The 21,153-nt window shown below is 40.7% G+C and carries 20 protein-coding genes and 1 riboswitch; of the genes, 11 read left to right on the forward strand and 9 right to left on the reverse strand.

Going from position 1 to position 21,153, the window contains the following annotated elements; genetic code table 11:
- Nucleotides 1-9 precede the first annotated feature (9 nt).
- Nucleotides 10-870, forward strand: a complete 861-nt coding sequence (locus AWW68_RS00860; protein WP_068215590.1) for an endonuclease/exonuclease/phosphatase family protein — start codon at nt 10-12, stop codon at nt 868-870.
- Nucleotides 871-1,052: 182 nt separating this feature from the next.
- Here the strand turns inward: AWW68_RS00860 and AWW68_RS00870 are convergent, their stop codons facing one another.
- Both AWW68_RS00870 and dusB read right to left on the reverse strand, forming a co-directional pair.
- Nucleotides 1,053-1,955, reverse strand: a complete 903-nt coding sequence (locus AWW68_RS00870; RefSeq protein WP_068215596.1) for a DMT family transporter — start codon at nt 1,953-1,955, stop codon at nt 1,053-1,055.
- Between the two features lie 53 nt (nt 1,956-2,008).
- A complete protein-coding gene (dusB, locus tag AWW68_RS00875; protein ID WP_068215597.1) occupies nt 2,009-3,004 on the reverse strand; it encodes a tRNA dihydrouridine synthase DusB in 996 nt (331 codons plus the stop codon).
- A 35-nt stretch (nt 3,005-3,039) separates the two neighbouring features.
- On the opposite strand from dusB, the gene AWW68_RS00880 reads away from it, so the two are divergent.
- The 5 genes from AWW68_RS00880 to AWW68_RS00900 all read left to right on the forward strand — a co-directional run bounded on the left by AWW68_RS00880 (nt 3,040) and on the right by AWW68_RS00900 (nt 7,088).
- Nucleotides 3,040-4,047: a CPBP family intramembrane glutamic endopeptidase gene (locus tag AWW68_RS00880; RefSeq protein WP_068215598.1), complete on the forward strand. Its 1,008-nt coding sequence runs from the start codon at nt 3,040-3,042 to the stop codon at nt 4,045-4,047.
- Entirely contained in the window at nt 4,044-4,256 is a 213-nt protein-coding gene (locus AWW68_RS00885) for a putative signal transducing protein (RefSeq protein ID WP_068215602.1), read from the forward strand. The genes AWW68_RS00880 and AWW68_RS00885 overlap by 4 nt, the downstream gene beginning before the upstream one ends.
- Nucleotides 4,249-5,061 carry a phosphatidate cytidylyltransferase gene (locus tag AWW68_RS00890; RefSeq protein WP_068215604.1) on the forward strand — a complete coding sequence of 271 codons (813 nt, stop codon included), beginning with the start codon at nt 4,249-4,251 and terminating at the stop codon, nt 5,059-5,061. The genes AWW68_RS00885 and AWW68_RS00890 overlap by 8 nt, the downstream gene beginning before the upstream one ends.
- A gap of 82 nt (nt 5,062-5,143) precedes the next feature.
- Entirely contained in the window at nt 5,144-6,421 is a 1,278-nt protein-coding gene (locus tag AWW68_RS00895) for a Glu/Leu/Phe/Val family dehydrogenase (protein ID WP_068215607.1), read from the forward strand.
- 4 nt (nt 6,422-6,425) lie between these two features.
- A complete protein-coding gene (locus AWW68_RS00900) occupies nt 6,426-7,088 on the forward strand; it encodes a phosphatidylserine decarboxylase family protein (protein ID WP_068215609.1) in 663 nt (220 codons plus the stop codon).
- 169 nt (nt 7,089-7,257) lie between these two features.
- Here AWW68_RS00900 and AWW68_RS00905 read toward each other — a convergent pair whose 3' ends face one another.
- Together AWW68_RS00905 and ribD are read right to left on the reverse strand one after the other, a co-directional pair.
- Nucleotides 7,258-7,740, reverse strand: a complete 483-nt coding sequence (locus AWW68_RS00905; RefSeq protein ID WP_068215610.1) for a GAF domain-containing protein — start codon at nt 7,738-7,740, stop codon at nt 7,258-7,260.
- Nucleotides 7,741-8,116: 376 nt separating this feature from the next.
- Nucleotides 8,117-9,178 (reverse strand): bifunctional diaminohydroxyphosphoribosylaminopyrimidine deaminase/5-amino-6-(5-phosphoribosylamino)uracil reductase RibD, encoded by a 1,062-nt coding sequence (ribD, locus tag AWW68_RS00910; RefSeq protein ID WP_068215611.1) that lies wholly within the window; start codon nt 9,176-9,178, stop codon nt 8,117-8,119.
- On the opposite strand from ribD, the gene prmC reads away from it, so the two are divergent.
- From prmC to AWW68_RS00935, 5 genes are all read left to right on the forward strand, one after another.
- Complete coding sequence (gene prmC / locus AWW68_RS00915; RefSeq protein WP_068215613.1) at nt 9,177-10,037, forward strand: peptide chain release factor N(5)-glutamine methyltransferase; 861 nt, start codon at nt 9,177-9,179, stop codon at nt 10,035-10,037. The genes ribD and prmC overlap by 2 nt on opposite strands.
- 153 nt (nt 10,038-10,190) lie before the next feature.
- The gene (locus AWW68_RS00920) at nt 10,191-10,559 is read left to right on the forward strand and encodes a BlaI/MecI/CopY family transcriptional regulator (protein ID WP_068215615.1); all 369 of its coding nucleotides are present in this window, start codon (nt 10,191-10,193) and stop codon (nt 10,557-10,559) included.
- On the forward strand, nt 10,559-12,325 hold the full coding sequence (locus AWW68_RS00925) for a M56 family metallopeptidase (protein WP_068215617.1): 1,767 nt from the start codon (nt 10,559-10,561) through the stop codon (nt 12,323-12,325). The genes AWW68_RS00920 and AWW68_RS00925 overlap by 1 nt, the downstream gene beginning before the upstream one ends.
- On the forward strand, nt 12,325-14,049 hold the full coding sequence (locus AWW68_RS00930; RefSeq protein ID WP_157717470.1) for a M56 family metallopeptidase: 1,725 nt from the start codon (nt 12,325-12,327) through the stop codon (nt 14,047-14,049). Before AWW68_RS00925 ends, AWW68_RS00930 begins: the two co-directional genes overlap by 1 nt.
- Before the next feature lie 97 nt (nt 14,050-14,146).
- The gene (locus AWW68_RS00935; protein ID WP_068215621.1) at nt 14,147-15,343 is read left to right on the forward strand and encodes a 6-bladed beta-propeller; all 1,197 of its coding nucleotides are present in this window, start codon (nt 14,147-14,149) and stop codon (nt 15,341-15,343) included.
- Nucleotides 15,344-15,406: 63 nt separating this feature from the next.
- Here the strand turns inward: AWW68_RS00935 and AWW68_RS00940 are convergent, their stop codons facing one another.
- The 5 genes from AWW68_RS00940 to pnuC form a co-directional block, all read right to left on the reverse strand.
- Entirely contained in the window at nt 15,407-16,054 is a 648-nt protein-coding gene (locus AWW68_RS00940; RefSeq protein WP_068215624.1) for a hypothetical protein, read from the reverse strand.
- Nucleotides 16,055-16,143: 89 nt separating this feature from the next.
- Nucleotides 16,144-17,142, reverse strand: coding sequence for an ROK family protein (locus AWW68_RS00945; RefSeq protein WP_068215625.1), 999 nt, complete (start codon nt 17,140-17,142; stop codon nt 16,144-16,146).
- 199 nt (nt 17,143-17,341) lie between these two features.
- A complete protein-coding gene (locus AWW68_RS00950) occupies nt 17,342-19,798 on the reverse strand; it encodes a TonB-dependent receptor (RefSeq protein ID WP_068215628.1) in 2,457 nt (818 codons plus the stop codon).
- Nucleotides 19,799-19,847: 49 nt separating this feature from the next.
- A riboswitch (TPP riboswitch) is annotated at nt 19,848-19,961 on the reverse strand.
- Nucleotides 19,962-19,998: 37 nt separating this feature from the next.
- Nucleotides 19,999-20,508: an AAA family ATPase gene (locus tag AWW68_RS00955; protein ID WP_068215630.1), complete on the reverse strand. Its 510-nt coding sequence runs from the start codon at nt 20,506-20,508 to the stop codon at nt 19,999-20,001.
- Nucleotides 20,509-21,147, reverse strand: a complete 639-nt coding sequence (gene pnuC / locus AWW68_RS00960) for a nicotinamide riboside transporter PnuC (RefSeq protein ID WP_068215631.1) — start codon at nt 21,145-21,147, stop codon at nt 20,509-20,511.
- Between the last annotated feature and the right edge of the window lie 6 nt (nt 21,148-21,153).

Consider the following 21,153-nt stretch of genomic DNA (forward strand, 5'->3'; position numbering starts at 1 on the left):
ATTATTTGAATGTTAAATCAGGATTTTGCAGCTTTGAACATGCGCTTCACCCTTACCACATGCATTATTTTACTGTCTCTACTTGAAGTTCCCTCCATGGCGCAAGAATTTGAGGTAACTTCCTTCAACATCCGCTATGGCACTCCAGGTGATGGAGAAAATAAATGGAAAAGTAGAAGGGACAGAGTAATGACCATCTTCAAGAAATACAGAGATGGAATAATTGCCACCCAAGAGGCCTTGCCTTTACAAATAGATCAAATTTTGGATGAAGTCTCTCAACTCGATGTCGTCTTTAGGTCTAGAACCTTAGAAGAAAAGAAGGGGGAGTCTAATGCGGTATTCTACAACAAGAAAACCTGGAAAGTTGTCAATGATGAAACATTTTGGTTTTCCGACACCCCAAACGAACCAGCAACCAAAAGCTGGGGCAATACACTACCTAGAATTGCTACTATCGTTGTTCTTGAACACAAAAGCAGTGGCAAGAAACTTCGGCTGCTTAATGCTCATTTAGACCATCGGTCGGACTATAGCAGAGAAAGAAGTGTTGAATTGATTCTTAGAAAATTAATGACAGAAGTGGAGCCAATGCCCACTATACTTTTAGGCGACCTGAACGAAACGCCTGAAGGTGAAAACATTCAACGAATAAAAGAATACTTTACTGATACCTATTCTGGAGATGAACTGGAAGGCTGTACTTATCACAACTGGAACGGAGGCAGCCATTGCGATAGAATAGACTATATTTTCTATCAAAAATCAGAAGGCTTAAGCTTGAATAGTTTTGAGATAGATAGATGGAAGAACAAATATTTCTACCCTTCTGACCACTATCCTATTGTCGCAAACTTTTCTTTCAACTAGACTGATTTTCTCTCTTCTTCTCTCTGAAATAGGAATAGATAAAATAAGGTAGTCCGAGAATAGTTGAGACCATAACTCCGATGAAAAATCCTTTTGCCCAACTATCCTGGTCAGAAAACAAGATGATCAATAGAGAGGCTAAGCCTATGGCAGAAAATATATAGATACTTAGAAGCTCCTTTTTAGACTTTAACATTAGCGGCTTTTGCTTTGCGTCTATTATTAATAAATACTCCAAGTAAAATAGCTAATACTCCAATAATATGCCCTATCAACACAACTTCTCCGTCTAACACGCCCCATGTTAAAGCCACTATAGGGATAAGATAAGTAACCGTACTACTAAATATTGGAGTAGTAAGCTGTACCAGCTTGTTGAAAAGTATTAGAGCCAAAGACGTACTCATAATACCTAATAAACTTACATAGCCTAAGGCTTTTACCGCTCCTGGTTGAGTGGCCAATGTTACCGAAAAATCGGTTCCAAACACCAAGTAAAGTCCAGCTAAAGGCCCCACTAACAATATGCTAACACTAGTAATTACCAACGGACTCAAGTCGGCCAGATAATACTTAATCACATTAAGATTGGTTCCATAACAAGCCGTGGCCAGCACTACAAAAAAAGCATAGAAGTTAAACTCACTGAATTTACCTCCGCTTCCGGCAGTAAGCAGAACAACGGTCCCAATAAAAGCCAGCACTATCCCTAAATAATTGGCCTTATTAAACTTCTGCTTAAAGAAAAGTGCTCCAATTACAAGGGTGAAAATGGGAGTAAGGCCGTTGAGTACACCAGTAATACCACTATCTAAACGGGTTTGACCAATAGCAAAAAAGAATGCTGGGCCAAAAGTACCAACCATACCAATCAGGAACAGAAGTTTAACCTGCTTACTAGTTAGTTTCCTTACTCTAGGAATGCTCACTGGCACCAAGAAAAGACAAGCTGCCAAAATTCTGATGGCTCCTACCTCACCGGCATCATAAACCTCTAAACCTCTTTTGATTAGAATAAAGCTGGTTCCCCACACCAAAGAAAGAATTACCAGAATACCCCAGGCTAAAACGTTGGTATTTTTCATGCTTCTAAAAGAAGCCCAAATGTAGAATAATTAGTGAACGTTCCGAAGAGAAATTAGGCCATTGAATAGGCATCTTCAAATATGCCTCCCACCTCATCTAAAATTCCGAATAGCTCTTCCGGATTTTCAGATTCAACCAATCGAGTTCTATAAGGCTTGAAGTTAGGAATACCTCTAAAGTAGTTAGTGTAATGCCTTCTCATTTCGTAAATACCCTGCTTCTCCCCTTTCCATTCCAGAGAAAACTCTAGGTGCTTTTTGGCAGTTCTGACTCTCTCATCCATAGAAGGTGGCGCGAGCAGTTCACCTGTTTTCATGAAATGCTTAATTTCATTGAAGATCCACGGATAACCGATAGACGCACGGCCAATCATAATACCATCTACTTCAAACTTGTTTTTATACTCTAGTGCCTTTTCGGGTGAATCAATATCTCCATTACCAAAAATTGGAATGTGAATATCTGGATGGTTCTTAACCTCAGCTATTTTAGTCCAATCGGCTATGCCTTTGTACATCTGCACTCGGGTTCTGCCATGAATGGTCAAAGCTTTGATTCCAACATCTTGCAGTCGCTTGGCAACTTCTACAATTTTAATGGTACTGTCATCCCAACCAAGGCGCGTTTTCACAGTAACTGGAAGGCTCACCTGCTTTACAATCTCCTCGGTCATCTTCTGCATTTTGGGAATATCTAGCAGAATTCCAGCCCCAGCCCCCTTGCATGCTACTTTCTTAACTGGGCAACCGTAATTAATATCTACCAATTCTGGCTGCGCTTCTTCAGCAATGGCAGCTGCTTGGCGCATAGATTCGATTTTATCGCCAAAAATCTGAATACCAATTGGGCGCTCATAGTCGTATATATCGAGCTTTTGAACACTCTTTTCAGCATTTCTAATGAGTCCTTCTGAAGAGATAAACTCGGTGTACATCAAATCTGCCCCGTTTTCTTTACACACCGCTCTAAACGGTGGGTCGCTCACATCTTCCATGGGAGCCAACAGCAACGGGAATTCACCAACCTCTATGTTTCCTATTCGTACCAAGTGCTATTCAAATTTTAGCGTAAATTTACGCCATTATGGTGAGAAATGATAACGAGAAAATAGAGGCAAGCATCGATTTAGCTTCTATGAGCGATGCAAAGGAGAAAGTAGCCGTAAGGAAGAAAACCAGAGAGATAGCTGCTGGCCAAAACCTGTTGATAGTAATTGGCTTTATGCTAGTTGGCTTTTTTGTTGGGCAGTTTATTGCTGGCGCAGTAGCCATAGGCTTAGCGGCTGCCAATGGAGCAGAACTTGGCGACATCTTGAACAACCCCAATAGCCTTTACTCTTATATGAGTCTTACAGAAGCCTTGTCTTCTCAAATGCTATACACCCTGTTCTTTACATTTTTTACCCCTTGGTTCTATTTAAAGGTTGTAGCCAACAAGAAACTGGGCTCATTAAGTCCGAATAAAAAAATAGAACCGCTTCCATTAATTCTGACCGCAGCTGGCACCTTCGCCTTTATGATTGTCAACTCTTATTTTATTGAATGGAATGAGGGGATACAATTTCCAGAATTTATGGCTGGTTTTGAAGAGTGGGCCAGAACTACAGAAGAGCAGTTAGCAGAAGCCACTAAATACTTTACGTCTTTTAGCAATGTTGGTGAGTACCTCTTCGCTATGCTCGTTATCTCTATTCTTCCGGGCATTGGCGAGGAGCTAATGTTTAGAGGAGTGCTGCAAAACAGCTTCCAGAGGTGGACTAAAAACCCTCATATAGCCATTTGGGTAAGTGCTTTTATTTTTGGAGCTATTCACATGCAGTTCTTTGGCCTAGTTCCAAGAATGATGTTAGGAGCCGTTTTTGGCTATCTATATGTTTGGTCTGGAAATATTTGGTATCCTATAATTGCACATGCCATCAATAATGGAATTGGAGTCACAATTGCCTATTCTGCTCAATTCTCCGAAAACGGTGTCAATTTAGACGATACGGAAGCCGTACCAGTAGTTGGCCAAATAGTAGCTGCAGTAGCCTTTGTTGCTATCATGGTTATTTTCAGAAATCTGTATCTTAGGCGAAAATCTTTAGAGTGAGTAGCTGGCAAACCGTTTATACAACATCTGTCCCGCATCAGGCGGAAATCGTAAAAGACGTATTAATCAATGAAGGGTTTGCGGCTATTGTCTTCAACCTTCAAGACCATTCATACAAGTTTGGTCAGCTAGAGGTAAAGGTTAATCCGGATAGTGTTATGCGTGCTCTAAAAATCATCAACGAACAGATCAGCTTCAATAATGAATAATCTGGCATTGAGAATTGTTACAGCTCTTATTGGCGTAGGCGCTATAATTGCTGCAACCGTTCTATCTCCATGGGCCTTTGCTATAGTCTTCGCCCTAATTATGTTACTCACACTAAAGGAGTTTTACGGACTAGAGAAAAACTCAGGCAACCATCCGTACGAGGTTTGGGGCTTAACCTTTTCCCTTATTCTGTACGCCCTCATGTTCTGTTATTTTCAGCTAGAGCTTTCCACTAAACTGTTTTGGCTACTTCCAGCTCTATTTGCAACAGTACTAATTTATCCGCTTCAAGCTATAAAAAAGTCGCATGCCATTAACTGTACGGCTCTTTCAACCTTTGGTGTGGTATACATTGCCATTCCATTCTCATTACTACATAGTATTGGCTTTCTAGGAGGAACTTACAGCTATGTGCTCATTTTGGGTATTCTTTTTCTTCAGTGGGCAAACGATACTGGGGCTTACTTTGCAGGCAAGACTTTTGGAAAGCGAAAGCTTTTCGAACGCGTTTCTCCAAACAAAACTTGGGAAGGTAGCATTGGGGGTTTTTTACTGTCTTTGGTAATTGCTTACGGTTTTTACGAGCTATTTGGTGAAATCGGCTTAATGGAGTGGCTGGGATTGGGAGCAATCACGGCCATATTTGGCACATTGGGCGATTTAACCGAGTCTCTTTTTAAGCGAACATTGGCTATAAAAGACTCAGGAAGCATCTTGCCAGGGCATGGAGGTTTTCTAGATAGATTCGATGGTTTACTGTTAAGTTTACCATTCACAACAGCCTATCTGCACTTGATACTTTAATCGGGAAAATTAGCGCCTTGGTCTTGGACATATTCGCTTAAATTTTCCTTAATTTTGACCCGTCTTAAACAAAATATTCCCTATGGGTTACATAGAACCGGCTCCGATTAAGGACAAATCAAATCCTTTCGAGTCAATGATGTCCAGGTTCAATATTGCAGCCGAGGTGCTGGGACTGGACGAACAAGTTTATAATGTTTTAAAGTCACCCTCAAAGCAAGTATCTGTTTCACTGCCTATCACTATGGACGATGGTTCCATTCAAGTGTTCGAAGGTCACCGTGTGATTCACTCCAACATTTTGGGGCCATCTAAAGGTGGTGTTCGCTATGCAATGGATGTTCACTTGGACGAGGTAAAAGCACTTGCTGCGTGGATGACATGGAAATGTGCCGTTGTGGACATTCCGTATGGTGGTGCAAAGGGTGGCATTAGATGTAACCCAAGAGCCATGTCTGCTGGAGAAATCGAAAGATTAACCCGTGCTTATACACAAGCAATGACTGGCGTTTTTGGTCCTGATAGAGACATACCTGCACCAGATATGGGAACTGGCCCAAGAGAAATGGCCTGGCTGATGGATGAGTACTCACGCTCTATGGGAACCACGGTCAATGCTGTTGTAACGGGTAAGCCTTTGGTACTTGGTGGCTCTTTAGGCCGCGTAGAGGCTACTGGTAGAGGCGTTATGGTTTCTGCTTTAGCAGCCATGGAAAAACTTAAAATCAATCCTTACCACGCTACTATTGCAGTTCAAGGATTTGGAAACGTAGGTTCATTTGCTGCTCTTCTTTTAGAAGAAAGAGGCTGTACTGTAGTTTCTATAAGCGACATTTCTGGCGCGTATTACAACGAAAAAGGAATAGACATTAAGAAAGCCATTGAATACAGAGATGGCAATAAAGGAACTTTAGAAGGTTTTACTGGAGCCACCTTAATGGACAAGCCTGAAGACCTCCTTACTCTTGATGTAGATGTTTTAGTGCCTGCAGCCGTTGAAGATGTAATTCACCTTGGCAACGTAGATCAAGTAAAAGCTAAGCTTATTGTAGAGGGTGCCAATGGCCCAACTTCTGCCGAAGCTGATAAAATTATAAATGAAAAAGGCATTATGGCAGTACCAGACATTCTGGCCAACGCTGGTGGTGTAACTGTTTCATACTTTGAATGGGTACAAAACCGTTTAGGTTATAAATGGACTCGTGAAAGGGTAAACAGAAGATCTGACAGAATTATGAAAGATGCCTTCGATAAAGTATACAATGCCTCTCAGAAGTACGACATACCTATGCGTATTGCAGCTTATGTTGTAGCAATTGAGAAAGTGGCTGAAACCTACAAGTTTAGAGGAGGTTTTTAATCTTATGAAAGTACATCATGAAGGAAGAGGATTCTTAACAATCCTCTTCTTTGTTTTAATAGTGTTAAATGCCGGAATCATTTATCTGGCACCAATCCCCGAACTCATCAAATATATTGTTGGAGGAGTATCGCTAGCGGTTTTTCTTTTCTTTCTTCAGTTTTTCAGAAATCCTACCAGAAAAATTGAGCTCAATGAAAAGTACGTTTTAGCTCCTGCAGACGGAAAAGTTGTGGTGATTGAAACTACCACCGAAGACGAGTACTTTAAGGGCAAAGAGCGTATTCAGGTTTCAATATTTATGTCGCCAGTAAATGTGCACGTAAATAGAAACCCTGTAACTGGGCTCATTAAGTACTTCAAATATCACCCAGGTAAGTACTTGGTGGCTTGGCACCCTAAGTCGAGCACTGAAAATGAAAGAACTACCATAGTATACCAACTTCATAAAAACGTAGAAATCCTGATACGTCAAGTAGCAGGAGCTGCCGCAAGAAGAATAAAATGGTATATAGAAGAAGGCAACAGCGTTATTCAGGGAAGAGAATTCGGTTTTATCAAATTTGGCTCCAGGGTAGATTTATTCTTACCACTAGATGCTGAAGTTAAAGTTACCAATGGCCAAATTACCAAAGGTGGCCAAACTGTAATTGCGGAGTTAAAGTAATCTCTTTAACTCCTCTCTTGCCATTTTCTTAGCGTTGACTGCCTTTGTTGGCCTTGTAACCAAAGTAAGTACACCAACTATCTCGTTCGTGAAAACACACCAACAAGGACATTAGCCTTGTGACCAACGAATAACGACTTACTTGTCGGTAAAAACACCAACAAGGGCATTACAGCAGCCCTTCAACAACTCTCATAAGTTTTTCTAGATGCTCCTGATCTACTGAATCAAAGTCATTAAGTTGGTCTGAATCTACATCAAGAATTAGAGCCACTTCTTCATCTTTCATAGCTGGCAAAACAATCTCCGATTTAGAATCTGAGCTACAAGCAATGTGTCCTGGAAACTCATCTACATTGGACACTAAGAGTGTTTCAGCTTTTTCCCAGCTAGTTCCGCAAACACCTTTTCCTTTCCTGATTCTCGTACAAGCAATTGGCCCTTGAAATGGTCCAAGCACCAATTCATCGTCTTTTACCAAGTAGAAACCTACCCAAAAGAAGCCCATACCATATTTAAGAGCCGAAGCAATATTAGCTAGGTTAGCAGTCAAGTCTGGTTCACCAGTTACCAAAGCTTCAATCTGAGGAATCAAGCTTTGATATTTTTCTTCTTTAGTAGCGGTATTGTTTACGATTAGCTCTTCTGCCATAACTCTTGATTTTGGAATGCAAAGGTAACCGAGAGAACGGAAATTCGGTTCTCTCTAAGGTTGAAGTTTTTAACTCACATCTCCCGCCTTCCCTTGGGGAAGTTGATCATTGAAGCTCCTGAGCATATTCAGATATAGTATCTCATGTAGATAAAAAACAGGTATCCACCCCCTACCCCCCCCGCCAGCGGGGGACAGCTAAGGCCTAAACCTTAATACTACAAGCAAGTGAATCAGTTTCATAACTACTTCTATCCGCATAAAACAGTACAGCATCGGTTAATGTCCTCCGCTGGCGGAGGTGCCGACAGGCGGAGGTGGAAGGTTAGTGTAATCCTTTGGGATTACGTTTGAACTCCTTGCTGATAATTGTAAACTATTTCTGGTAAACCCGAAGCCTATCCCCCATCAGATCAGTTTCTGAGATCAATTGTCCTTTCAACTGAGGAGCCTTAATTCCTTCTCCAAAATTACCCCTCGAGCTAAACACTTTAGCTTCATCCCAAAGGCCTTGTTCAATGAAAGCATTTAAGGTAGCCGCTCCACCTTCAATAATAAGCGACTGCACCTTTCTTTTTCCTAATTCTAAAACCAAGTCTTCCATGAAATTAGAAGGTTCTATAGCTATAAACTCGAGGTTATTAGACTGCTCTGACTTACTATAATTGAAGACCAAGGTAGGAATATCCCCCTTGTGGAGGTTCAGGTCATCAACCAACTGAAGCTTTCTATCTACGAGTATCCTTAGAGGGTCATTTCCCACCCAGCTTCGTACATTAAGTGTAGGGTTATCATAAAGCGCTGTATTTCGTCCCACCAAAATAGCATCTTCTTCGGCCCGCCATTGATGTACCATGCTTCGCGAATATGCATTACTGATCCACTTAGAGTCGAAGTTACCTCTGGCTACAAAACCATCGGCCGTTTCTGCCCACTTGAGTATGATGTACGGTCGTTTCTTTTCGATGAGGGTGAAAAAGCGCACATTCTGAGCTAAAGCCTCTTGCTCTAGACAACCGGTTTCCACTTGAATTCCCGCTGCTTTCATTCTTTCAATACCTTGCCCTCCAACCAATGGATTGGAGTCAAAAGCGGCAATCACTACCCTTTTCACCTTTTTTGAAATAAGTAGATCAGCACAAGGTGGAGTTTTACCATGGTGAGCACAAGGTTCCAGCGTAACATAACAAGTCGCTTCGCTTAGTAATGACTCATCTTCAACTGAGTGGATGGCGTTAACTTCAGCATGGCCCTCGCCATATTTTCTGTGCCAACCTTCGCCAATAATTCTTCCTTCATGAACAATTACGCAGCCCACCATTGGGTTAGGGCTTACAAAACCTCTTCCCAAGGCAGCAAGCTCTAAGGCCCTTCGCATATAGCGAATATCGGCTTCATTGAAATTCTTTGATTCGATATTTCCTTTACTTTGTACCATGTCAGAAAAGCCCGCGAAGGATTTGCTGCGCCAAGTTATTAATGAATTGGCAAACTTGTATGAAGAGCGTGAAGTATCGGCCCTAGCCAGACATTATTTACACGATCGATTTCATGTTGACTCTATGAAGTTAGCCATGAATAGCCCTATTCACTTCGATGAAAAGCTGATGCTTCACGATCTTAGACTGCTCCGAGCGGCTACCCCTCTTCAGTATGTGGTAGGCTTTCGCGAATTCTACGGCCGTAGATTTAAATGCGGACCAGAAGCATTAATTCCTCGACCTGAAACGGAGGAGCTTGTAGATTGGATAATACAGGGAATTGGGGAACTGGGAAACTGGGAAATTAGTGTTTTAGATATAGGAACGGGGACTGGTTGTATTCCAATAACGCTTGGACTTGAGGCACCAAAAATCCAAACACAAGGGATAGATATATCTGAAGGAGCTTTGAGCTTAGCCAGTAAAAATGCAGAACAGTTGAAAGCCAATACAACTTTCCATCAGTTAGACATTTTGAAGGAAGAGATTGAAGGAAGTTTCGATATTATAGTCAGCAACCCTCCATATATACCTGAGTCTGACAAAGCTCAAATGCACAGCAATGTGCTAGAGTACGAACCAGAACTTGCGTTATTTGTGCCGAATAACGATCCGCTTCTGTTTTACAGAACCATAGCACAAAAGGCCAAAACAGCTCTTTCTAAGAATGGTCAGCTCTATTTTGAAATCCACGAAGCTTATGGTGATGCCACTAAAGCCTTACTAGAGTCAGAAGGTTATTCGGACATAACCATCAAGCAAGATTTACAGGGAAAGGACCGAATGGTGAGGGCTTTTTATTCGAAGCAAGCCTGACATCAATCTTCTTATTTTCTTTGATACTAATGTGAGTTTTCTTTAATAACCAGCTATAGGAACTCCCTCCCTAACAGCACACTCATTACTATTTTTATCGAAGTTTTACTATTTACATAGTTTATCTACTATTTTTATAGTAGATTAGAATCCATGAAAGAATTAACAAAGGCAGAAGAGCGTGTAATGCAGATTGTCTGGGATCTTGAGAAAGCATTCACTCGCGAGGTATTAGAGCAATTCAAAAAAGAAAAGCCAAGCTACACCACAGTAGCTACCGTACTTACTGTTCTCGAGCAAAAGGGCTTTGTTGCTCATAAAATGCTTGGAAACAGCAAACAGTATTACCCACTTATCAGCAAATCGAAATACTCTGACTTTGCCATGAGTAATGTAATGGGCAAGTACTTCGAAGGTTCACTCACCAGACTCGTCTCGTTCTTTGCCGACCGTAAGAAGATAGACATCAACGAGCTCGATGAGATCATTAAGATTCTAGAAAGCAAAAAAGAAGAGGAATAATGGAACAGTTACTAATCTGGAGCTTAAAAGCCAGCATTATATGCAGCTTCTTATTTTTAGCCTATTGGCTATTGTTTAGGAACAACTCAAGAGCCCAATTGAAGAGAGGCATTCTGCTCATCATCCTACTCTGCACAGTCTCCTTCCCACTTATTCGGGTAGAATTGAAACTAGATTCTTTCAGACCTCAGCTTACTCAAATAATCCCTGCTCTTGACTCAGAAAGCACTGAATTAACAGTAGACAAATTAAGATTAGAGGAGGCTCAGGTAGAACCAACCATTGCAGAACCTTCATTCAGCTGGTGGAAATTGGCTATGAACCTTTACCTAGCTGGTATTTTGGTATCAACCACGCTGCTAGCATTAGAAATATACAGATTATTCAGGCTGAAGAAATCTGGAACAAAGGGATCAATACTAAACCGAAAGGTGATCTTTCATAGGAGAATACATTCTCCTTTCTCCTTTATGAAATGGATTTTTCTACCCGATGGCGCCAATTACAATTCCGATACGTGGAAGGCCATCAAAACACACGAAGAAGCACACATCCACCAATGGCACACAGCTGATCTATTGATTTCGAGAATTCTACTGATTTTCTGTTGGTACAATCCCTTCTGCTACTGGCTAAGCAGAAACATCAAGTTAAACCATGAAGCCCTTGCCGATTCAGAAACACTGAAAAGCATAAGCCTTAAAACCTACACCCAAACACTTCTCAACATCAGCCTTGCTCAACCAGAAAGACCCCTTGGCCATTATATGGCACTCAAGTCTTCTCTTTCTGCACGATTGATTTTAATGAAAACACAAAAAACAAATACCATGAAGACAGTTAGAAATGTAATAGCATTCTCTCTTATAGGAACCTTGGCTTTTCTACAGGCTAATATCTATGGACAAGATAAAGAGCCCAAAAAAGAAGATATGTTTCGTAATGGAACATTATTCTTTACAACTGGTGGTGACGATGGTTCTACTTTCTCAACTATTAAGATTAAAGATCGATTTGAAAAAAACGCGGATGGTTGGATTCAGAACTATGCTGCATCACAGTATATCCCAATTATATTGACTAAAAAAAGAGCCGATATAATTACAGCAATATCAAGTCAACAAGACGATGAACTTTTCCTTCAAAGCACCCTTTTAAAGCTATCAAAAACAAGAGAAGCCACAGAGTTACTAGAATCTCCAATTATTAGTATTAACAACAAGGTGCATACACAATTTGAGTTGACCACAGACGAGCTAGTGGCCATGTACGACCTTTCTAAAAACTGGTTCAACAATTATGTAAGACCTATATATCCAGAGCAAAAGTTCATCTCAGAGCCTGAGTTTATTAAGTATAAGTATATGATCATTCTCTCTCCTGACGATGAACAATTTCCATTCAATTCAGACGAGAGAGTACTTCAGGTTAGTGAAGTAGATCAACTTCCAAGCCCCAAAGGTGGCCTTGAACGCTTCTTAACCAATATTCTTAAGGAAGCCTCCTCCTCTGTAGACCTTTCTGTTCTAGATGAAGACGTTGCCTTTAACCTAGTAGTGGGAATAAATGGAGCGATCAGTAATTTAGAATTAGCTACTGAAGTAATTGGTGATGAAGCTACTCAAGACAAAAAATTTGAAGCACTTGGAGCCATCAATAAGCAGATACTTAACCTTTCCAATCTGTATGGATGGAACAGTGCCAAAAAAGCGGATAAGAGAGTAGCTACGAACTACCGATTAGAAATTCCTAAATCGTCATTCTAGTGGAAGCATTACTAATCTGGAGTCTAAAAAGTAGTGCGATACTAGCAATAGTATTTGCCTGCTACTACTTTCTTTTTAGAAACAATACCGTTTTTAAACTAAGGCGAACCCTTCTGTTACTCATTCTTGGGCTTAGCTGTTTGGCCCCATTATTCGAGATTCAGGTTCCTCAGGAAGAACAACCCGTAATTATTCAACAAGCCGCTCAACTGAGGTCTAGTACAATAGGCCAAATTAAGCTCACTCCAACAAAAGAAACAGGGATTCAACCACACTCACTACCAGAGGAGCAGGCAAAAACCATCGACTGGAGAGCGATGATTCTGTATGCTTATCTCATTGGTATTTCGGTTTCTCTAGCGCTTCTTCTATTCGAGTTGGGGAAAGTAGTCTATTTAAAATTCACAGGAAGCCGAGCACCTGAGATGGGCAGAAATGTAATAGCTCATAGCTCGATTACTTCTCCTTTCTCGTTCAACAAAACAATTTTCATTCCTAAGAACCATGACTTTTCAGGTGCTACTTGGAAAACCATTTCCATCCATGAACAAGCTCATATAGACAAAAGACACAGTTTAGATCTACTGTTCGCTCGCTTATTACAGTCACTCTTTTGGTTCAACCCAATCATCTATTTATTGCAAAAAGACTTGCGAACAGTTCACGAAGCACAGGCCGATGAAGAAGTATTGAAAAACATCGGGTTTAGTGCTTATGCCCAAACACTAATGCAAGTGAGTTTACCTGGCTATCAATTACCAGTAGCCCACTCCTTCGCAGTTATTTCATCGTTCTCTAAAAGGTTAAAACTTATGAAAACACACAGAACAAAACTCAAAACCACTCTATTGTCCATTGTGGCTATTTCCCTTTTCTCATTCGGAATTATTGGATGGAGCTCTTTGAAGGGGCAGGAGAAAGAACCTGACTCATCTTTTAACGCATCTCTTTCAATAGATTTGGGCACTCAATCAGGTGAAATTAGAAGAACTTTCTTGAGACAGAAACTAACCACTGATCACCAAAGAATCTTAGAGTTACTAAAAAATGAAAACCCCGAAATTGACATTTTCTATTCATATTATTCTGAAGCCAATTTCAAACCATACTTTGACTCTTTCAAACCTGGATACAACCCTCTTTATATAGGCCACCTATCAAAGGAACAAAAGGCTGAATTGAAAAAACTTCATCTTGAAGACCCCCAGCCGGAAAGAATATATGACCGTAATGACCTCACTAAATATAGAGAAATAACCTACCAGGAGGCTTTCCCTAATATGGAAGAGACAATTGATTTGACTATGAACTATATAATGATTTATAGCCGAACAGGAGAAGGACTCAACCACATAACGGAAAAAATATATGAACCTGACGAGGTAGACCAACTTCCAGAAGTTATGGGGGGAATTGAAAAGTTAGCCAAAGCCATTGCTTTAGACGTTAAAATCCCTGCAAACATTGAAAAGTCTCAGTTACCAGAATCAATCGACTTTGAGTTCGTTGTTGAAGGAGGCCAGACAATCTCGCATCTAAATCTTCTAAATGAATTAAAAGGCTCAGAAAAGAAGAATAAACCATACTATCTCTTTTTTGGACAAGTCCATGATCATCTCCGTGGCAAAATTGCAGCCATTTACCCTTGGAAGCGCGGCATCAAAGATGGTAAAGAGGTATTGGTTAGAATGAAGATTTCAATTCCTACAAAGTATATGTTGTAGGAGTTTTGATTTAGTTAAGGTTGAATGGCTGTTAACTTAGTTGTTGACAGCCCTATTTTTTTAACTAAACAAATAGGCGAAATTATTATATTCGGAAATGCACAGAATACTAGTCACTTCCCTCCTCTTTTTATTGGCATACGAGCTGCCCGCCCAAGACCTAAAAACCATTGAAGTAGCTGAAGCTTACAAAGACAGATACCGCATCAATCTCAGCACTTTTGCAGAATCCATTGAATATATTCGATTGGAAACCAGTGATGAGACACTATACTCTTACCCTACCGTACGGGGAATCCAAGGCGACTCCATCATTCTAGTTAAATCCATGAACCGAACTTCGATTTTTAACAGAAAGACAGGTTCATTCATTCGAGATATAGGACACATAGGGCAAGACCCCGATAGTTATCAAAGACCTGGCCCTTTGGGCTTTAATACTGATAATGGAAATGTATTTGTTTATGGCTATCGTAAGATAATTGAATACTCTTTAGCAACAGATAGAATTGTACATGAAACCAATGTTCCCGATTTAATGGAGATTGGTGGGGTTCGAACTACTTTTACAAGTGGCGCATATACAGACACTCAAATCAACATGAACTACTGGTCAGAGCAAGGATACTTTGTTGGCTTAGTAACAAATCTTTCAGGTAAAGACCCGATCAAAGTAGTCCTCTTCAGCCGTGACGGCCAGATTATAAAGTTCTTTGAAAACAAACAGACTTTTGAGAAAAAGGATCCAAAGCACATGAAAGTGCAGTCTAACTCCTATTATGAATTCGACAATGCCGGATATCATAAAGAGTATTTCTCAGATACTACTTTTCAATTCAACTCACAAAAAATTCAGCCTAAATACGTATTCAACAACGGAAAGTATAGCCCTCCCTACAAGAGGCAAGACTTTCTGACAGATGATGAAAGTAACAGGCTAATGTTCATCAAGCTTCTTCAAGAAGACTCACATTTTGTTTATTTCGAATTGCATCATCAACAACAATACAGAGTTGGCCTATTCAACAAAAAGACCAATCAAACGCTAATTTCTGACCCAGAGTCAGACGACTTAAACGGGTTCTATAACGACTTAGACAACTTTGTTCCCTTCATACCAAGCTTCCGAACTCAAGAAGGCTATTTGGTGGGAACAATAAGCGCAGAAGATGTCTACACCTGGTTTCAGTCCAATAAATCAAAGGCTAACAAGCTCCCTGAACATTTAAAGCGGTTTAAGAACATCGACCCAGAAGACAACCCGATAGTAATGATTGTAAAGCCTAAAAATTAATTATGTCTGGGGCATTTAGCGCTTGAAATGCTAACTACCCTAAATCGATAACTCAGAGATCAATCACAAATATAAATCTGTTTTTAAGGTCTCTATCAGCCAGAATGGCTTTTGATTAGACTGGACTCTTACTTTTCCTTCTACCTCCGAGGTTAGCTCAAAAGGTTCTAGATACATCTCATTGTCTAAGTTGGAGTAAAAGCCTTCAGTTTTAAAGAATGTACCTTGTACTATCGGATGAACGCCAAAGACATCGCCAATATTCACCCATTTCTGAAAGGCTCCTCTAGACTCATAAACCCATTTCTGATCATTGTAGTAAAGTACAGATTCCATGGCCTCAGCATAATCTCTGATGGTATCTAAGCAAGAGCTATTGAAAGTATCGGCCAAAACATTCACTGCCTTATGACCTTGGTCTTGCAAAACTATATAAGCTGAATTGAGAAGATCACTAGTTTCAAACAGCAACACCTCTACTGGTGATTGCGGCTTCAGTTTAGGCTTAAGCTCCTCCAATTGCTCAGGCCTGGCAACTACAGCATCAACCTTTACGCCCCACTTAAGGACTGCGTCTACGGCATTAGAGGTGACCATTAGTTTTGGCGACCACTCAAGCAGAAGCTCTACAAACTCGAAGCTGAGTACAGAAGCATCATCAACCAGCAAAGCAGGTTCTTGTTCGTCTCTTACAATATGATGTGAAGACATACGCGAAATTAAAAACAGAACCTCTGGCTATCGAGGTTCTCCTCAGTTTTCTACTCAAAAAGTTTCAGGAAGACTATTCAAAGAAACAGCTACACAACCCTGGCCTGCTGGGGTACTCTTATGCTTTCGCTATGGGCAATTTCGCTCCACACCAAAGCACTTGCTCCCAAAACAGCTGCATTTCTATCCATTAAGTCAGATAATCTAATCTCAATCTTACCCTTATATCCTGGATACAAATACTCGTTGAAAGATTTTTTGGTGGCTTCTACAAGAATATCTCCTGCTTTTGCCAAACCTCCGAATAGAAATATTGCCTGTGGGCTTGTAACAGCGGCTGCATCGGCAAGCTTTAACCCCAATATATCTGACGTATAGGTGTAAGCTTCAAGTGCAATCGGGTCGCCCTCCAAAGCCATTTCGGTAATTTTCTTTGAGGTGAGAGATTCGTAAGTGTAAGTTCTGAGCGGAGTATCTACATTATTGGTAGCGAGTAATTTGAAAACGGTTCTCTTAATTCCTGAAGCCGAAGCATAGGTTTCCAAGCACCCTCTCTTACCGCAATTACACTCTCTGCCATCAGGGTAAACATTTGTGTGCCCCAATTCGCCAGCCAAACCATCGTGACCATATATGAGCTTTCCTCTGGTTACTAAGCCTGAGCCCAGGCCAGTTCCCAAGGTGATAACAATAAAGTCATCCATGTCTTTAGCTCCACCAAAGACCTTTTCTCCAATAGCTGCTGCATTAGCGTCATTAGTGAGCACCATAGGTAGGTCAAAGTACTCTTTGAACATATCTATAAATGGCACGATGCCCTTCCAATGCAAATTGGGGGCATGCTCAATAGTACCTTTGTAGTAATTGCCATTAGGCGCTCCAATACCTACTCCCAAAATCTCGATAGGCTCATTGAGCTCATCGAGGCTTTCATTAATAGCCTGACTTAAAGCATCCAGAAAAGATTTTATCTCTTTATGTGTATAGGTAGGAATTGAACCTTCCATCAACACATTACCTTCCACATCGGTAAGTCCGAATTTTGTGAAAGTTCCGCCAATATCTATCCCAATGGCCGTCTCTCTCATGACATCACTTTTTCATAACGATCAATACTGCCTGCGAAGTAATCGAAATTATCGATCTACGGCTACAGCATATCAAAATTAGTACAATATGAGGATTAGGAATTGATAAGCAGGAGCTTAGTCAATAGTTTTTAAGTAAACGATTGCATAAAAAAATCCCTCCAAGCTCAGGGGCTCGGAGGGATTCAATTTTCTATGATTAAAAGTCTAGTCCTACGGAAAACAAAAAGTTAGTGCCAGCTTGCGGATAGAAGTAATTCTCTCTCACTTCATAATCTGGACCACCAAAATAACCGAAGGTATAACCATTGGTTTCATACTTCTCGTTTAGCAGGTTATTCACCAATAGGCTCAAGTTTACTCTCTTAATAAACTTGGTATTGAAGCCATAATTGATTCTTAAATCATTGACAAAGAAGGCGTCAATCTTTCTATTTTCGTTAGAGGTATTATCCAAATACTGGTCGCCTACATACTTAGAAAGAATGGCTAATTCCAAGTTTGAAACTGGCGTGAAAGTAATTTGGCTACCAGCCACTACTGAAGGAGAGAAACTAATATCAGTATCTTCAAATTCCGTTCTCACTTCGTTATACTCATCAAAGTTTGCTCCGTAGTCAAAAATCACCTCCTGGAAAGACTTAATTTTGTTTCTACTCAAAGCAAGGTTTGCTTGAAAACCAAACCAAGAGTTTAGCTGCATTCCGCCAACAAGCTCAACACCCATTCTATAACTATCAGGCACATTTGTTCTAATGCTTCCTCCTACATCATTTACCTCGCCAGTAAGCACCAATTGGTTCTTATAGTCCATAAGGTAGTAGTTTGCTTCAAAAACCGTTCTACCTGTTCTTTTTCTATAACCAACCTCAATGTTATTTAGCGTTTCGTGCTTTGGCTCTGTGCCTGGAGTAGCATCAATAATATCAGATCTATTTGGCTCTTTATTTCCTACAGCAAATGAACCGTAAATACTACTACCCTCCGTCAAGTTATAGGTAGCACCAAATTTAGGGTTGACGAAAGTGAAGTCTGTGTCGAAGTCAATAACACGTTGGTCGTTATCTACCCCAAAGCCTGAGTAAGTAATTCTTCTCAACTGCAAGTCGCCAAACAAGTTAAGCCCTTCTGTTACCTGATAATTCACCTTAGCATAAGTGTTGAAGTCTGACTTATCTGAACGGCTTTCATAATACCTTTCTCTTATGCTTCCGTTACTGGCATATTGTGCCCAAATAACCTCTCCAAAATGTAGACCATCATATTCGTTGTATGCGCCACCTAGCGTAGCTTGAACATTAGAATTCTCGTAGTTCAAATCATAAGTAACTCCGTAGAAATCATTATCTAACCACCTTCTTCTTATAAGGTCAGTTGAAGAAATAGTTACCCCACCAAGGGTAACATCTTGAAGCCCGTAGTCCGCTAGGTCATCATCTCTCCTAAACTCCTCATAGAATCCGGCACCTTTAGTATAGTGTAGTGCAGCGTTCACATTCCACTCGGCAGCCAATTCCTGACTAAAGTGAAATTGGTAGTGATCTTGACCATAATCATCTACCTGATTATCGTACAAGTAGTAATTGAAAGTTCTGCCTGAGTTTCTAAGGTTTTCTGCCTGCTCTTGATCGTAACCATTATTAGCAATCACCTCTTCTATACCAGCCGCATCATTGTTCAATTTAGCCTCTGGTGTACCCCACCAGCTTTGGTAGGTTTTCTCATCGCCACCAAAGTGAATCAGTTGAAAACTAGTCTTTTCGCCAAAATATCCTCCAGAGATATAGTATGAAGTAAGATCTGAAGAAGCCCGGTCAATATACCCGTCAGAAGAAATCTTAGATAACCTACCCTCAAAAGCCCAGTTATTTTCTAACAGACCAGTACTGTAGATTGCATTATACTTTTGTGTATTGAATGAACCGTAGCTAGTATTTAGCTGAGCCTTTGGTTCTGTGCTAACTCCATTGGTTAAGATGTTCAGGGAAGCACCAAATGCTCCCGCTCCGTTGGTTGAAGTACCAACTCCTCTTTGTACCTGAATGGAAGAAGTAGAAGAGGCGATGTCTGGCATATTCACCCAGAAAGTACCTTGAGACTCTGAATCGTTAATAGGAATACCGTTGATGGTCACGTTTATTCTAGCACCGTCACTCCCTCTGATTCTAATTCCGGTGTATCCCACACCAGCTCCAGCATCTGAAGCAGTAACTACCGAAGGAGTCCAGTTGAGCAAAAACGGCAAGTCTTGACCAAGATTTTGCTTCTCAATTTCTTCGGCACTCACGTTAGTGAAAGTAGTAGGTGTTTTTTCAGTAGCTCTTGTACCAGTAACAATAACGTCTTGCAGGTTTTGAGCTCTCTGGGTCAGTCTCAAACTAATGTTTTGATTACCCTGAACGGAGATACTCCTTTCAAGACTCGCAAAACCGATCATAGAGACCTTTAATACATAGTTACCAGTACTCACATTCTCCAAAGAGAACTCTCCCAACCTGTTGGTTGTAGTACCTTTGTTACTTGGAGTTAGCATTACACTTGCTCCATAAACAGGCTCACCAGTAGCGTCATCTACCACTTTACCTTTTACAACATTTTGCGCCAATGCTTGCGCCATTGTCAGTACTAAGACTGCCAATAAGTAAACTTTTCTCATTTTTAATTTTAAAATGGTTCAACAATGGAGGCTAGGGGAAGCCTACCTAAACGTTAGACCACCATATCCCTGCGACAGCATTACCTGCATCAGGTTCAATGGGTATAATCTCAGCCCGTATTTCATTCCGATTATTCGGAAAAGGGCACCCCTTAATTGTGGCGCAAAAGTAGCGATGAAAAATTATAAAACCAGCCTAACTAGATAATTGAATTAATCTTTTGGATTGCTGTATCCATGCGCTTGTGCTTATTACCCTGAATAACAGCATATAAAACACCCGCTTCTTTCAGAGCCTTTTCGTACAAATCGAAGAGTTCAGGTCTCTGACTAGGGTTTTCTCTCAATGGGTCGGGTTCATAAGGCATATCGAAGTGTGTCAGCAAATAAACACTCGCCTTATTCATTCCCAGCTGCTGAAGAATCCAAGGGTCGCATTCTCCATATTTGAACTCACTCCAGATTTTAATTACAAAAAGATCGGTATCTAAGAAGAGAATGTCTTTAGCCTTCTTTCTGTAATGCCGCTCAGACTCTAGCTGCCCTTTAGCAATGGCCACCAAATCTTTTTTCTCATAAGGTCTATCAAGATCCGAGAGGAATTCTCGTGCATATTCTGGCACCCATAGCGTATTGAAGTGTTCTGCCAAACCTTTCGCCAATGTTGTTTTACCGGTGCTTTCCGGCCCCACAATTCCGACAGTTATCATTTAAGCGCGGTTGAGGTTAAGGCTTTTCTTCCAGGCCAAGTAGCCCATAACAGCCATAACAATGTATATCAAATAAAGTATTGAGTAGAAATAAAGTTCTTTGTAGAAGTAAATTCCTGTAGCCAGAATATCTATGGCAAACCAGTAATACCAGTTGTCTATTTTCTTTCTGGCTGTTAGCCACATAGCTGTTACACTCAGAATAGATGTAGTGCTATCCCAATACGGCAAACTCGGTTCATCTATCCCCTCAAACCAAGAAGGCAGCATTATTAAAAACTGAGCAAACAGATAAATACCTACCGCTGACGCAAGTAAATATACCCCTGCTTGCTTTACAGAAAGCCGTGTTACCGGTAAATCATCTTCCTTTTTGTCTTTTCCTTTTATCCAATGTACCCAACCATAAATATTAAGCACTAAGAAAAAAACATGAAGAAACAGATCGCCATAGAGCCTCGACTCGTAGAATACAAATAGCGAAATAATTGTGTAGAGTATGCCGAATGGCCAAGTCCAGATGCTTTCCCGTATTAAATAGACAACGGCAAGTATTCCTGAGATAAAAGCAACTAAGCCCCAAAAATCGAATGCTTGAACATTGGCAACAATGTCTTGCCAAATCTGGCTGAGCTCCATGTCGCC

The organism is Roseivirga spongicola (assembly GCF_001592965.1).
GTDB classification, from domain to species: Bacteria; Bacteroidota; Bacteroidia; order Cytophagales; family Cyclobacteriaceae; genus Roseivirga; species Roseivirga spongicola.

What these genes read in the sequence shown, in the direction of transcription:
- AWW68_RS00905 (WP_068215610.1), bottom strand. Translation starts at nt 7,740, where the DNA reads ATGGCAGAAGAGCTAATCGTAAACAATACCGCTACTAAAGAAGAAAAA.
- AWW68_RS00860 (WP_068215590.1), top strand. Translation starts at nt 10, where the DNA reads ATGTTAAATCAGGATTTTGCAGCTTTGAACATGCGCTTCACCCTTACC.
- AWW68_RS00925 (WP_068215617.1), top strand. Translation starts at nt 10,559, where the DNA reads ATGGAACAGTTACTAATCTGGAGCTTAAAAGCCAGCATTATATGCAGC.
- prmC (WP_068215613.1), top strand. Translation starts at nt 9,177, where the DNA reads ATGTCAGAAAAGCCCGCGAAGGATTTGCTGCGCCAAGTTATTAATGAA.
- AWW68_RS00870 (WP_068215596.1), bottom strand. Translation starts at nt 1,955, where the DNA reads ATGAAAAATACCAACGTTTTAGCCTGGGGTATTCTGGTAATTCTTTCT.
- AWW68_RS00920 (WP_068215615.1), top strand. Translation starts at nt 10,191, where the DNA reads ATGAAAGAATTAACAAAGGCAGAAGAGCGTGTAATGCAGATTGTCTGG.
- pnuC (WP_068215631.1), bottom strand. Translation starts at nt 21,147, where the DNA reads ATGGAGCTCAGCCAGATTTGGCAAGACATTGTTGCCAATGTTCAAGCA.
- AWW68_RS00900 (WP_068215609.1), top strand. Translation starts at nt 6,426, where the DNA reads ATGAAAGTACATCATGAAGGAAGAGGATTCTTAACAATCCTCTTCTTT.
- AWW68_RS00950 (WP_068215628.1), bottom strand. Translation starts at nt 19,798, where the DNA reads ATGAGAAAAGTTTACTTATTGGCAGTCTTAGTACTGACAATGGCGCAA.
- AWW68_RS00935 (WP_068215621.1), top strand. Translation starts at nt 14,147, where the DNA reads ATGCACAGAATACTAGTCACTTCCCTCCTCTTTTTATTGGCATACGAG.
- AWW68_RS00955 (WP_068215630.1), bottom strand. Translation starts at nt 20,508, where the DNA reads ATGATAACTGTCGGAATTGTGGGGCCGGAAAGCACCGGTAAAACAACA.
- AWW68_RS00895 (WP_068215607.1), top strand. Translation starts at nt 5,144, where the DNA reads ATGGGTTACATAGAACCGGCTCCGATTAAGGACAAATCAAATCCTTTC.
- AWW68_RS00880 (WP_068215598.1), top strand. Translation starts at nt 3,040, where the DNA reads ATGGTGAGAAATGATAACGAGAAAATAGAGGCAAGCATCGATTTAGCT.
- AWW68_RS00940 (WP_068215624.1), bottom strand. Translation starts at nt 16,054, where the DNA reads ATGTCTTCACATCATATTGTAAGAGACGAACAAGAACCTGCTTTGCTG.
- AWW68_RS00945 (WP_068215625.1), bottom strand. Translation starts at nt 17,142, where the DNA reads ATGAGAGAGACGGCCATTGGGATAGATATTGGCGGAACTTTCACAAAA.
- ribD (WP_068215611.1), bottom strand. Translation starts at nt 9,178, where the DNA reads ATGGTACAAAGTAAAGGAAATATCGAATCAAAGAATTTCAATGAAGCC.
- AWW68_RS00890 (WP_068215604.1), top strand. Translation starts at nt 4,249, where the DNA reads ATGAATAATCTGGCATTGAGAATTGTTACAGCTCTTATTGGCGTAGGC.